The organism is Nocardiopsis sp. CA-288880, assembly GCF_050955985.1.
GTDB lineage: Bacteria > Actinomycetota > Actinomycetes > Streptosporangiales > Streptosporangiaceae > Nocardiopsis > Nocardiopsis tropica.
The window spans coordinates 6,944,750-6,957,764 of sequence record NZ_CP192105.1 but is presented as its reverse complement, the minus strand read 5'-3'; the positions used below and the strand labels follow the sequence as shown (position 1 = coordinate 6,957,764).

At 73.6% G+C, this 13,015-nt stretch carries 7 protein-coding genes and 1 tRNA gene; all 8 read left to right on the top strand.

Annotated features, from left to right (window positions below):
- Nucleotides 1-132: 132 nt before the first annotated feature.
- The 8 genes from ACQPYD_RS29990 to ACQPYD_RS29955 all read left to right on the top strand — a co-directional run bounded on the left by ACQPYD_RS29990 (nt 133) and on the right by ACQPYD_RS29955 (nt 12,985).
- Nucleotides 133-852: a chaplin family protein gene (locus tag ACQPYD_RS29990; protein ID WP_433698710.1), complete on the top strand. Its 720-nt coding sequence runs from the start codon at nt 133-135 to the stop codon at nt 850-852.
- A 347-nt stretch (nt 853-1,199) separates the two neighbouring features.
- Nucleotides 1,200-2,579 carry a hypothetical protein gene (locus ACQPYD_RS29985; protein ID WP_433698709.1) on the top strand — a complete coding sequence of 460 codons (1,380 nt, stop codon included), beginning with the start codon at nt 1,200-1,202 and terminating at the stop codon, nt 2,577-2,579.
- A 637-nt stretch (nt 2,580-3,216) separates the two neighbouring features.
- On the top strand, nt 3,217-6,057 hold the full coding sequence (gene topA, locus ACQPYD_RS29980) for a type I DNA topoisomerase (RefSeq protein WP_433698708.1): 2,841 nt from the start codon (nt 3,217-3,219) through the stop codon (nt 6,055-6,057).
- 270 nt (nt 6,058-6,327) lie between these two features.
- Nucleotides 6,328-8,427, top strand: a complete 2,100-nt coding sequence (gene tmk, locus ACQPYD_RS29975) for a dTMP kinase (protein ID WP_433698707.1) — start codon at nt 6,328-6,330, stop codon at nt 8,425-8,427.
- Nucleotides 8,428-9,037: 610 nt separating this feature from the next.
- Nucleotides 9,038-10,219 (top strand): DNA polymerase III subunit delta', encoded by a 1,182-nt coding sequence (locus tag ACQPYD_RS29970; protein WP_433698706.1) that lies wholly within the window; start codon nt 9,038-9,040, stop codon nt 10,217-10,219.
- Nucleotides 10,220-10,494: 275 nt separating this feature from the next.
- Nucleotides 10,495-12,051, top strand: a complete 1,557-nt coding sequence (locus tag ACQPYD_RS29965) for an alpha/beta hydrolase (protein ID WP_433698705.1) — start codon at nt 10,495-10,497, stop codon at nt 12,049-12,051.
- Between the two features lie 140 nt (nt 12,052-12,191).
- A tRNA-Thr gene (locus ACQPYD_RS29960) sits at nt 12,192-12,267 on the top strand.
- Nucleotides 12,268-12,625: 358 nt separating this feature from the next.
- Nucleotides 12,626-12,985 carry a hypothetical protein gene (locus ACQPYD_RS29955; protein ID WP_433698704.1) on the top strand — a complete coding sequence of 120 codons (360 nt, stop codon included), beginning with the start codon at nt 12,626-12,628 and terminating at the stop codon, nt 12,983-12,985.
- The last annotated feature ends 30 nt before the right edge of the window (nt 12,986-13,015 follow it).

Here is a 13,015-nt window from a genome sequence, read left to right as displayed (position 1 = left end):
CGCTCCCGCACGCAGCCGTCCCGCCGACTCCGGCGGGCGTGCCTTCTCACCGGCTTTCCCAGAGCCCGAAGCTCTCCGACCGCGGTCACACGTGTAGCCAGCCGATCCTTCTCGCTGACATAAGGACACGCGATGACCCACGAGACACAAGCACGTATCGCCGCCCTGGTGACCGCCGGCTTCATCGCCGCCACGGCCGCCGCCGGAACCGCCTACGCCGACACCGTCACCAGCGGAAACGGCTCCATCGGCGGAGGCAACCAGCTCAACGCCGACCTCGACGTCCCGCTGAACGTCTGCGGGAACGCGATCGCGATCCTCGGCCTCGCCGGCGCCCAGTGCACGGACTCCGGAGCCGCCGTCATCGAGGGCAAGTCGTCCTCCGTCCGAGGGCCGCAGGGCGGCTACGAGGGCGCGGAGGAGGCCCCCGGCGGGGAAGCGCCCGGCGGAGAGGCCCCCGGCGGGGGGTCCACCGAGGGCGAGAACCCCGGTGAGGAGGCCCCGGAGGGCGAGGACCCCGGCCAGGGCGTCCCGCCCGAGGTCCCCGAGGACCGTGAGGGGCTCGCCGAGGAGAGCCCCGCGCCGGTGGACGAGCAGCCCGCGCCCGACCCGTCCGCCTCCCCGGCCGGTCCCTCCGCGGAGCAGCCCGACCAGCAGTCCTTCGAGCAGTCCGCGGAGGAGCGGTCCGAGCAGACCTTCGGGCAGCCCGCGGAGCAGGGACCGGGCGCGGAGCTCGCGGTCACCGGCACCGACTCCACCGGCCTGTTCGGCCTGGTCGCCGCCGCGGTCGCCGCGGTCGCCGCCGGGGCCGGCCTGGTCGTGGCGGGGATGCGGCGCAGGGCCCGCTCCTGATCGGCTCCTCGGGCCGCCCCGTGCGGCCCGGGGGTTGACGCGAGTCCCGTAGCACCGGCCGAGGCCACGTGCTCGGGGTTCACGTCAGCCGCCGCCCAACCAGGGCGGAGCTGATCGACGGGGCGCGCGCGTCACCCGCAACCAGCGGGCGCCGACCGCGGCGCGCTCTCCTGAACCGGCCGGCACGCACCGCCCAGGTGTGAGGCCGTCCGGATGATCCCCGGCCCCGGCCGGAGGCCTGCACCCCACCCAGGGATGTGGCACGGCCTGTTGCCCGAGCACAAGCACGCACAAGCACACCTGTTCTCTTCAACATGTCTTCATGTCTTCTCGAAAGGACTCCCCACATGCGTAAGTGGGCCAGCATCTCCGCGAAGTCCGCGCTCATGGCGGCGGGATTCGTCGCTCTGGGCACCGGTGTGGCCTTCGCCGACACCGAGCCCGTGACCTCGGGCAACGGTTCGATCCTGGGCGGCAACCAGGCGGTCGCCAACCTCGACGTCCCGGTCAACGTCTGCGGGAACGCGATCAGCGCCGTCCTGGGCACGTCCGGCGCCCAGTGCACGGACTCCGGCGCCGCCGTGGTCGACCACCACAGCGACGAGGTCGCGACCTCGGGCAACGGCTCCGTCCTGGGCGGCAACCAGCTCGTGGTGGACGGCGACGTCCCCGTGAACGTCTCCGGGAACGCGATCGCCGCGGTGGGCGGCATCGCGGGCGCCGCGGCCACCGACACCGGCGCCCTGGTCCACGAGGGCGGCCACCACGGCCACCACGGCCACCACGGCCACCACGAGCGCGGCCACGCCCACCAGCAGGGCCACGACGGCTACGACGTCGTGCACCAGGGCCACGGGCACCACGGGCACGACCACGGCCCGGACGTCGCCACCTCGGGCAACGGCTCGGTCGCCGGCGGCAACCAGCTGGTCGCCGACCTGGACGTCCCGGTCAACGTCTCCGGCAACGCGATCGGCGCCGTGGCGGGCGTCGCGGGCGCCGCGGCCACCGACACCGGCGCCCTGGTCCACGAGGGCGGCGGCCGTCACCACCAGTCCGCCCCCGCCGGGCTCACGGCGATGGACCTGGTCAACGAGGCCGTCTCGAACGCCAGCATCCTGCCCGACACCTCCGGCGTGGACGCGGGCATCCTGCGCCAGTCGGCCGAGCGCGAGCACCAGTCGGGCGTCGCGACCTCGGGCAACGGCTCGCTCGTGGGCGGCAACCAGCTGGTCGCGGCCCTGGACGTCCCGGTCAACGTGTCCGGCAACGCGATCGGCGCCGTGGGCGGCGTCGCGGGCGCCGCGGCCACCGACACCGGGGCCCTGGTCCTGGAGGAGGAGCCCCACGTCGCCACCTCGGGCAACGGCTCGGCCGTGGGCGGCAACCAGCTGGTCGCTCACGCGGACGTCCCCGTCAACGTGACCGGCAACGCCGTCGCCGCCGTCGCGAGCCTGGCGGGCGCCAGCTCCACCGACAACGGCGCCGCGGTCGTGCACCAGAGCGCGACCGAGCACCAGTCGGGCGTGCTGCAGGACGCCCCGGTCGTGCGCGACCTGCCCGAGATCCCCGTCTCGCAGATGCTGCCCGTCGACTACACCCTGAGCGAGACCACGCACCAGGCCGTGGCCGAGCACGCTCCCGAGCACGTGGACCAGCTGCCCGCCCCGGCTCCGAGCGTCGACCCCGTCGGCGCCCTGCTCGGCGCCGCGGGCGTGGGCCTGTAGCGACCAGCGCGGGGTGGGCCCGGGGGCCCGCCGACCGGCCTGGAGGGTGACGGCGCCTCGTTCCGTTTGGAACGCGGTGGACTGCGAGGTGCCGAATCCCACAGGACGGCGGTGGCCCCCGGGCGGGACCCCGCTCCGGCACACCGGTGCCGTGTGCGTCCGCAGAGCAGGATGAGTCGCCTCCGCACTCCCGTTCCGTTTGGAACGCGGTGGACTGCGGGAGGGTGGAGGTGACGACGCCGGCTCGGGACGTGAGCCGAGTCCTCCCGGGAATATCCGGGAGGACTCGCCGCATTCTGGGGGATATCAGCACTCGGGCGTTTATAAGTGTGACCGAAGTCACACACAAGATGGGTTCCGGGTGCTCGACGAAGGCGGCGACCGTTGACCGACGGGCGTTGCCAGGACCGCTCGCGTACGCTACGGACCGGTACCGGTGCGCGAAGCGCTTATTCTGCGGATGCCGGTGGGTGTGAGCCGGGCGCCCTGCCCGGGGCGGTGGACCCCGCACACGCGGAGAGGGCCCCGCACGCCCATCGACGGGGGAGTGCCTGGAGTTTCGGTTACTGTCGGTTCCCACGGGAACCGACAGACCGCGGCCGGATAGATCACGTAAGGCTAGACGTAGGGGAACAGCGTGCCACCCACGAAGGGCAGCGCCGGCAAGAACGGCTCGAAGGACAGCGGACGGCAGGGGGCGGGCACCGCTCTGGTCATCGTCGAGTCGCCCGCCAAGGCGAAGACCATCGCCGGTTATCTGGGGCGCGGCTACGTCGTGGAGTCCAGCATCGGCCACATCCGCGACCTGCCCAACAAGGCCGCCGAGATCCCCGCCAAGTACAAGGGGGAGTCCTGGGCCCGGCTCGGCGTGGACGTCGACGGCGACTTCGAGCCGCTCTACGTCGTCAACGCGGACAAGAAGTCGCACGTCAGGAAGCTCAAGGAGCTCATGGCGGACGCCGACCTCCTCCTGCTCGCCACAGATGAGGACCGCGAGGGCGAGGCCATCGCCTGGCACCTGCTGGAAGAGCTCAAGCCCAAGATCCCCGTCCGCCGCATGGTGTTCAACGAGATCACCAAGGACGCCATCCAGCGCGCGGCGAGCAACACCCGCGACCTGAACACCCGCCTGGTCAACGCACAGGAGACCCGGCGCATCCTGGACCGCCTCTACGGCTACGAGGTCTCCCCCGTGCTGTGGAAGAAGGTCATGCCGAAGCTCTCGGCGGGCCGCGTCCAGTCCGTGGCCACCCGGCTGGTGGTGGAGCGCGAGCGCGAGCGCATGGCGTTCACGTCCGCCGAGTACTGGGACCTCAAGGCGCTCTTCGACGCGAGCGAGGCGGGCGTCCCCGAGGGGCCGGCGACCTTCCCCGCCACCCTCGTCTCCGTGGACGGCACCCGTGTCGCCGTCGGCCGCGACTTCACCCCCCAGGGCACGCTGCGCTCGGACCGCGGGGTCCGCCAGCTGGACGAGGCGACGGCGCGCGGCCTGGCCGAGCGCCTGGCGGGGGCCGGGTTCTCGGTCCGCTCGGTCGAGCGCAAGCCCTACCGCCGCTCCCCGTACGCCCCGTTCCGCACCACGACCCTCCAGCAGGAGGCCTCGCGCAAGCTCGGGCTGTCCGCCAAGCAGACCATGCAGGTCGCCCAGCGGCTGTACGAGAACGGCTACATCACCTACATGCGCACCGACAGCACCACGCTGTCGGACAGCGCCGTCGGCGCGGCCCGCTCCCAGGTGCGCAGCCTGTACGGCGGCGACTACCTCCCCGACAAGCCGCGCGTGTACGCCAAGAAGGTCAAGAACGCGCAGGAGGCGCACGAGGCGATCCGCCCCGCGGGCGACGCCTTCCGCACCCCCGCCTCGACCGGCCTCTCCGGGCCCGAGTTCCGGCTCTACGAACTGATCTGGAAGCGCACCGTCGCCTCCCAGATGAAGGACGCGGTCGGCGAGTCGGTCACCGTGCGCATCGAGGGGACCTCCTCCACCGGGGAGGTCGCCGAGTTCAGCGCGACCGGCAAGATCATCACCTTCCACGGTTTCCTCAAGGCCTACGTGGAGGGGTCCGACGACCCCGCCGCCGACCTGGACGACCGCGAGCGCCGCCTGCCCGCGATGGCCGAGGGCGACCCGCTCAAGGCGCAGAACCTGGAGGCGGAGGGGCACAGCACCCGGCCGCCCGCGCGCTACACCGAGGCGTCGCTCGTCAAGGAGCTGGAGGAGCGGGAGATCGGCCGCCCCTCCACCTACGCGTCGATCCTCGGCACCATCCTCGACCGCGGCTACGTGTTCAAGAAGGGAACGGCGCTCGTGCCGTCCTTCCTGGCCTTCGCCGTGGTGCAGCTGATGGAGCGCCACTTCGGCAACCTGGTGGACTACGAGTTCACCGCCCGCCTGGAGGACGTGCTCGACGACATCGCCCGCGGGGAGGCGGAGAGCCTGCCCTGGCTGCGCCGCTTCTACTTCGGCGGGGAGGACACGGAGGGCCGCCGGGAGACCGGTCTCAAGGAGCTCGTGGGCGACCACCTCTCCGAGATCGACCCCAAGGAGGTCAGCTCCGTGCCCCTCCCCGGCACCGACATCGTGCTGCGGGTGGGCCGCTACGGTCCCTACCTGGACCGTGACGGAGTGCGGGTGAACGTGCCGGAGGACCTGGCGCCGGACGAGCTGACCGAGGCCAAGGCCGAGGAGCTCTTCGCCCAGCCCAGCGGCGACCGCGAGCTGGGGACCGATCCGGAGACCGGCCGCCCCGTCGTGGCCAAGACCGGCAGGTTCGGGCCCTACGTCACCGAGGTCATCGAGGAGCCGGAGGAGCCCGAGGGCGAGGCCAAGCCCAAGCGCGCCAAGGCCAAGGCCAAGCCCCGCACCAGCTCGCTCCTGAAGTCGATGAGCCTGGACACCGTCACCCTGGAGGACGCGCTGCGCCTGCTGTCGCTGCCCCGCGTGGTCGGCGAGATCGACGGCGAGGAGGTCACCGCGCAGAACGGGCGGTACGGCCCCTACCTCAAGAAGGGCACCGACAGCCGCTCCCTGGAGACCGAGGAGCAGATGTTCACGGTCACCCTCGACGAGGCGCGCGCGATCTTCGCCCAGCCCAAGCAGCGCGGCCGCCGCGCGGCGACCCCGCCCCTGCGCGAGCTGGGCGAGGACCCGGTGTCGGGCGCCAAGATGGTCGTCAAGGACGGCCGCTTCGGCCCCTACGTCACCGACGGGGAGGTCAACGCCTCCCTGCGCAAGGACGACCAGGTCGAGTCGATCACCGACGAGCGCGCCTCGGAGCTGCTGGCCGAGCGCCGCGCCAAGGCGCCCGCCAAGAAGAAGCCCGCGGCCAAGAAGGCCCCGGCCAAGAAGCCGGCCGCCAAGAAGACGGCGGCGAAGACCGGCACGACCACCAGGACGGCCGCCAAGAAGGCCCCGGCCAAGAAGACCGGCGTCCCCCGCGCCTCCGCCGAGGAACCGGCGGAGGGGAACGGCCCGTAGCCGCCGCAGGGCCCCTCCTCCGGCCGCGGCCACAACCGAAGAACACCGCTCACCCGGGCCTTCCCCGAAGGGGTGCCCGGGTGAGTACTATCTCCGTGTCCGCACCGGGTGGGCCGTCTCCACCCCTGTTCGGCAATGATCTTCCGTACTAGTGTGGGCGTGACTCCCGAGGACGCAGAATCGTGTGCGAGCCCCGGCGTCATCCACCGAATTCTGGGACGGATCCCGTGTCCGTCGTTCCCTTTCCCCCTCACCGATATCTTGAGCGCTATGAGCAGATCTGCACCCGGAGCGCCAGTCGAGGCGCGAAACGTCCTCGCGATCACACCCTTCCGCAGGCTGTGGATCTCGCTTTCCCTCTCCAGCCTGGGCGACTGGCTGAGCCTCCTGGCCCTGATGTCCCTGGCGGCGATCTTCACCGCCGGCAGTTCCACGCTCGTGCAGTACGCGGCCGTCAGCGGCGTCGTGGTGATCAAGCTCGCCCCGCCGATCCTGCTGAGCCCGCTGGCCGGGGCGGTCGCGGACCGCCTCGACCGCAAGTGGACGATGGTCGCCACCGACGTCCTGCGCGGCCTCCTGTACGTCTCGATCCCCGTCGTGGGCCTCCTCGTCCCGGGCTTCGCCCTGGAGTGGCTGCTCATCGCCAGCCTCCTGGCGGAGCTCGCCGCCCTGTTCTGGACGCCGGCCAAGGACTCCGCCGTCCCCGGCCTGGTCCCCCGCAGGCTGCTGCCGCAGGCCGAACGGCTGAACCTGCTCACCACCTACGGCACGGCCCCGGTCGCGGCCCTGCTGTTCGCGGCCCTCGCCTCGGTCGGCAACGTGCTCGGCGCGCTGCTGCCCTCCATGGCGAGCCCCGAGGCCGACATCGCCCTCTACCTCAACGGCCTCACCTTCTTCGTGGCGGCGGCCGTCGTCGCCGTGCTGCCGATCCCCGGGCACAAGGCGTCCGGGGACGGCGGGATCGGCCTCCGCGACAGCGGGATCCTCCGCGTCGTGGCGACGGGCCGTCGCCCCGGGGGCGAGCCGCTCCCGCGCGGCCTCGTGGCGGGCCTGCTCGGCTCGCTCGCGGGCGGCGCCGCGGTCATCGGCGTCGCGCGCGTCCACCTCGAGGCGCTGGGCGCGGGCAACGCCGGTTTCGGCGCCGTCTTCGCGGCGGTCTTCGCGGGCATGGCCCTCGGCGCGCTCGCCGGGCCCCGCGTCCTCAAGCAGTTCAGCCGCAGGCGCCTGCTCGGCCTGAGCGTCGCCCTCTCCGGCCTGGCCCTGCTGTTCACGGGCGCGGTCGGGGACACGGTGCTCATCGCCGTCCTCGCGGGGCTCCTCGGCGTGGGCGCGGGCATCGCCTGGGTCACCGGCCTGGCGCTGCTCGACGACGAGGTCGGGGACGAGAACCGGCCGGGCGCGGTCGCCTTCGTGCACGGCGCCGCCCGTGTCGCGCTGCCGGCCGCCATGGCGCTGGCGCCCCTGCTCGCCGGGCTCGTCGGCGACTACGCGATCCCGGTCGGCCCGCTCACCTACGACCTGCGCGGCGGCGGCGTCGTCCTGATGGCCTCCGGCCTGCTGGTCGTCCTCGTGGCGCTGCTCTGCTACCGCCTGATGAACAGGGACCGCCCCGACGCCGGCCCCGGCCTGCTCCCCGAGCTCTTCGCCGCCCTGCGGGGCGTCGCGGTCAGCGACGGCGAGGGGGAGGCGGCCGTCCACTCCGGCGCGTTCATCGTGGTGGAGGGCGGTGAGGGCGCGGGCAAGTCCACCCAGGTGCGCGAGCTGACGGTGTGGCTGCGCGAGCAGGGCTTCGAGGTCGTCGGCACCCGCCAGCCGGGAGCGACCAAGCTGGGCATGCGCCTGCGCGGTCTGCTCCTGGACCGGGAGAACTCGCACATCACCCCGCGCGCGGAGGTGCTGCTGTACACCGCGGACAAGGCCGACCACGTCGAGCAGGAGATCCTGCCCGCACTGCGCCGCGGCGCGGTCGTCATCAGCGACCGCTACGTGGACTCCCTGCTCGCCTACCAGGGCGCGGGCCGCGACCTGTCCGTCGAGGACATCCGCGACATCAGTTCCTGGGCCACCCAGGGCCTGGTCCCCGACCTGACGGTCCTGCTGGACGTGCGGCCCGAGGACGGGCTCGCCCGCCTGGGCGGCCCCGCCGACCGCATCGAGTCCGAGTCGGTGGAGTTCCACTCCAGGGTCCGCAAGGGCTTCCTGGAGCTGGCCAAGGCCGACCCCGACCGCTACCTCGTGCTGGACGCCCGGGAGCAGCAGGACAAGATCACCCGCGAGATCCAGCGCCGGATCCGCTCCGTCCTGCCCGACCCGGTGCCGAGCGGCGCCGAGGCCGTCACGGGCATGATCCCGGTGATCAGGGCCGACTGAGGGGGACGCCCGGCCCGGAGGGCCGGGACACGACGAACGGGGGAGGCCCCGGCGGACCGCCGCCGGGGCCTCCCCCGTCCGGTCCGCCGGTCCGGGACGGTGCGTGCCCGGCGCCCCGGGAGGACGCCGGGCACGGGTGGTCCGTCAGACCGGCAGGAGGACGGCGACCCCGATCGCGACGAGGGCGACGAGCGCCACGACCACGCAGCCGAGGACGATCGCGGCGACCCGGTCGGCTGCGGACATCCCGCGCCGCGGGGGCTCGGGCGGGGCGAACGAGGGGCGGCCGGAGCCTCCCCCGAAGGGCGAACCGTCCTCGGGGAGGGAGGCGTCCCGCCCCGGGCGGGACCCGGGCTGCGGCCGGAAGGAGGGGGATGGGGAGGGGGAGTGCGTCAAGGGGGACTGCTCCGGATCTTCTGCGGGGGACGGGGAGGGGTGTGGCTGGACCGCGGAGGTCGGGGGACCGCCGCGTCGGCCGTACGCGGAGCGGGCGCCGGGCCGTGACGGCACTACGCTATCCACCCCCTGCGGGCCTGTGGACGACGGCCCGGGCGTCGGTGGCGGCTCCTATCCTGGGAGCAGACATCAGCGGTGGTTCTCGGGGGGAAGCGTGACGGTCTTCGACGACCTCATCGGCCAGCAGGCCACGGTGGGCCAGCTCCGACGGGCCGTGGCCGGGGCGTCGGACCTCGTCGCCGGGGGCCGGGGCGCGGGCATGACCCACGCCTGGCTGTTCACCGGCCCGCCCGGTTCGGGCCGTTCGGAGGCGGCCCGGGCCTTCGCGGCCGCGCTCCAGTGCCCCGACGGCGGCTGCGGACACTGCCCCTCCTGCCACCAGGTCCTCGCCGGAACCCACCCCGACCTGCTGTACGTGCGCCCCAGCGGTCTGAGCTTCGGTGTCGCCGCCACCCGCGACCTGGTGCTGCGGGCGGGTTCCAGGCCCTCCGGCGGCCGGTTCCGCATCGTGCTCTTCGAGGACGCCGAGCGCGCCACCGAGGCCGCCTCCAACGCCCTGCTCAAGGCGGTGGAGGAGCCCTCCCCGCGCACGGTCTGGCTGCTGTGCACGCCCGCGCCCGACGACCTGCTCGTCACCATCCGCTCCCGCTGCCGGCTGGTCACCCTCGCGACCCCCGGCACCCGGGAGCTGGTGGACGCCCTGGTCCGGCGCGACGGGGTCGACCCCGTGCTCGCCCAGGCGTCGGCGGTGGCCGCGGCAGGCCGGATCGACAGGGCCCGGCAGCTGGCCACCGACCCCGAGGCGCGCCGGCGCCGGGAGGAGGTGCTGTCCATCCCCGCCCGCCTCGACGGGCTCGGCGCGTGCGTCACCTCCGCCGCCCGGCTGTACGAGATCGCCGAGGAGGAGTCCAAGGCCCTCACCACGGCCCTGGACGAGAAGGAGAAGGACGAGCTGAGGACCGCGTTCGGCGAGGGTTCCACCGGCAAGGGCGTGGCCAAGGCCATGCGGGGCTCCGCCGGCGCCATGAAGGACCTGGAGGAGCGGCAGAAGCGCCGTGCCACCCGGATCAAACGGGACTCCTACGACCGCGCCCTGCTCGACCTGGCCGCCTTCTACCGGGACGTCCTGGCCCTCCAGCTGGGGGCCTCGGTCGAGCTGTCCACCGGAGAGCGCTCCGGCGACCTGGACCGCGTGGCGCGCTCCAGCGCCCCCGAGACCACATTGCGACGGATCGACGCCATCATGGAGTGCCGCGGACGCATCGAGGCGAACGTGCACCCCCAGATCGCCATGGAGGCCATGACCTCCGCACTCCTGGTCGACGGGAGAGCGTGAGCCGGGACGGTCCGGGGCGCCCCTGCGGGGCGCCGACCTGGGCGGACGGCCGCGTCCGGTACCCGCGCGCACGGCCGCGGCCGTCCGGCTCCGGAGCGGTCCGGAGCGGTCCGGAGCGGTCCGGAGCGGTAGGAGGCGGCCCCGGCCGCGGGTCGCGACCACCCGGTGGCCGCGCCCCCGGGGCCGTGGGAGGACAGAGCCGCACGGCCGGGCCGGTGCGGAGCAGACGACGCGCCGGCCACCAGCGGCCGGCGGAAACGAGAGGGCGGACATCCGTGGCGACGAGAGTTCGGGGGGCACTGGCGGCGGCACTGGCCGGTGCGGTGCTGCTGGCGACCGGGTGCACGGGCGGGGAGGGCGCCCCCGAGGAGGGGAACGTCGCCGCCCCCGACCCCGCACTGACCGACTTCACCGAGCAGGGCCTCGACTGGGGTGAGTGCGAGAGCGGGGCGGACGGCGCGGAGTGCGCGGTCTACGAGGTGCCCCTGGACTACGACGAGCCCGGCGGCGACCGCGTCGAGATCGCGGTCAAGCGGTTCCCCGCCGAGGGCGGCGACCGCATCGGCTCCCTGCTGGTCAACCCCGGCGGTCCGGGCGGCTCCGGCTACGACTACGTGGACCACGCCGCCTTCACGGTCAGCGACGCGGTGCGCCAGAGGTTCGACGTGGTCGGGTTCGACCCGCGCGGCGTCGGGCGCAGCTCGCCGCTGACCTGCCTGGACTCCGAGGGGCTCGACGAGTTCCTCGGAGGGGTGGACAGCGTCGAGGGCGACGGCGACATGTCCGAGGTCACCGAGGCCGAGCTGGCCGAGCTGGAGGAGGACAGCCGGGGGTTCGTCGAGGCCTGCCGGGCCAACGACCCCGAGCTGATGCTCCACATGGGCACCGTCAACGTCGCCCGCGACATGGACATCCTGCGCGCCCTGGTCGGCGACGAGCAGCTGACCTACCTCGGCGCCTCCTACGGCACCCACATCGGGGCGCAGTACGCGGAGGAGTTCCCCGACCGGGTCCGCGCCCTCGTGCTCGACGGCGCGGTGGACCCCAGCCAGGAGCAGCTCGACCTCAGCGTCGCGCAGGCCACCGGCTTCGAGACGGCGCTGCGGGCCTTCGTGGAGGACTGCCTCGCACAGTCGGACTGCCCGCTGGGCGCGTCCGGGGACAGTGTGGAGGACGGCGTCGGGGCGCTGAGCGACTTCCTGGCCGACACGGCCGAGGAGCCGCTGTCCAACAGCGCCGACGACCGCGAGGTCAACCGGGCCCGCGCCGAGCTCGGCGTCCTCGCGGCCCTGTACTCCGAGAGCTGGTGGCCCCGGGTGCGCGAGGGGCTGGCCGAGGCGATGGAGAACGGCGACGGCACCGTGCTGATCCAGCTCGGCGACGACCTGTACAGCCGCGAGGACCCGGCCGCCTACGAGAACTCCACGGCAGCGCTCATCGCGGTGAACTGCTCCGACTCCCCGAGCCCGCGCGACGTCGACGCGTATGTCCGGGCCGCGGCCGAGGCCGGCGAGGAGTCGCCGATCTTCGGTCCGACGCTGGCCTGGGGGGCCCTGCCGTGCGCCTACTGGCCGGAGGAGGCGGTCACCCCGACCACCGGCCTGGACGGAGCGGGGGCCGCCCCCATCATGGTGGTGGGCACCACCCGGGACTCGGCCACCCCGTACGCGTGGGCCGAGGCGCTCGCGGGCCAGCTGGAATCCGGGTTCCTGGTGACCCGCGACGGTGACGGCCACACGGCCTACCGCATGGGCGACCAGTGCATCGACGACATCGTGGACGCCTACCTGGTCGACCTGACCGTCCCCGAGGACGGCATGGCCTGCGCCTGACCGGTGGGGCCGGGGCCGCCGCCCCCGGCCCCGCTCCCCGCTCGCGGAGGCGGGACCGGTATGACCGCAGACGTGTACACGGCACCCGTCGGAAGGCGTTAGACTGGGACCGCTTCGCCGCGTGTGACACGCGGCGTCGCGCCGCCTTAGCTCAGTCGGCAGAGCGATTCACTCGTAATGAATAGGTCGTCGGTTCGATTCCGACAGGCGGCTCCAGCCAAAACGCCACCCCGGTCCGGGGTGGCGTTTTGCGTGGGGGGCCCAAAAGGGGGCCAACGGCCTATTCGGCGAAGAGGTTCCCCCTGATGTGGGCCCCCTCGGTGATCACCGGGCGGGCCTGACGTGTGTCCGGGGTCCGTCCCTGACGGATCCGGTTCCGCGGACGCCCCCGGGGTGGGCGCCCCGGTCGGCGGAAGGGGCCCCGCGCAGGGGTCCGGGGGTGACGGAACCGCGGTTCCGGCGGTCCGGGGGCGGTTCCGGGCCGGTTCCGTCGACCGCCCTCGGTCAACAGATGATTACCCGACGTGTCGGCGGCGTGGGGCTGTGCCGACGGGGACGCGGGTAGGTGCACGCCATGAGCCTGATGTTCATGCTGTTCGCGCTGCTCGGGTCCATCGTCGTGCTCGCCGCGGGTTCCCTCGCGCTGCGCCGCGTGGTGGCCTACCTGAACGACCGGCTCGTGGTCGGGGAGGAGACGGCGCTCCAGGCGGAGCCCGAACAGCATGTGGGCGGATACGTTCCCGCGCCGAGGGGGCAGGAGGACCTGCCGCACTCCCTGCGCGCTCGCGTGCACGACCTGGTCGCCCTCGGACGGGACGAGGAGGCGGTGCGGGTGGTCCGCGAACGCCTGGGCGCCGACGAGGTCCGCGCCCGTCGGATCGTCGCCGGGCTCGGAGGCGACGGGACCGGCTCCAGACGGGCCCTGGAGCCCTAGGCGTACCGGCCTGAGAGGTTGGTGACGCGG

Excerpts from the sequence above, each read along its gene's own strand:
- ACQPYD_RS29990 (WP_433698710.1), top strand. The coding sequence starts at position 133 with ATGACCCACGAGACACAAGCACGTATCGCCGCCCTGGTGACCGCCGGC.
- ACQPYD_RS29985 (WP_433698709.1), top strand. The coding sequence starts at position 1,200 with ATGCGTAAGTGGGCCAGCATCTCCGCGAAGTCCGCGCTCATGGCGGCG.
- tmk (WP_433698707.1), top strand. The coding sequence starts at position 6,328 with ATGAGCAGATCTGCACCCGGAGCGCCAGTCGAGGCGCGAAACGTCCTC.
- ACQPYD_RS29955 (WP_433698704.1), top strand. The coding sequence starts at position 12,626 with ATGAGCCTGATGTTCATGCTGTTCGCGCTGCTCGGGTCCATCGTCGTG.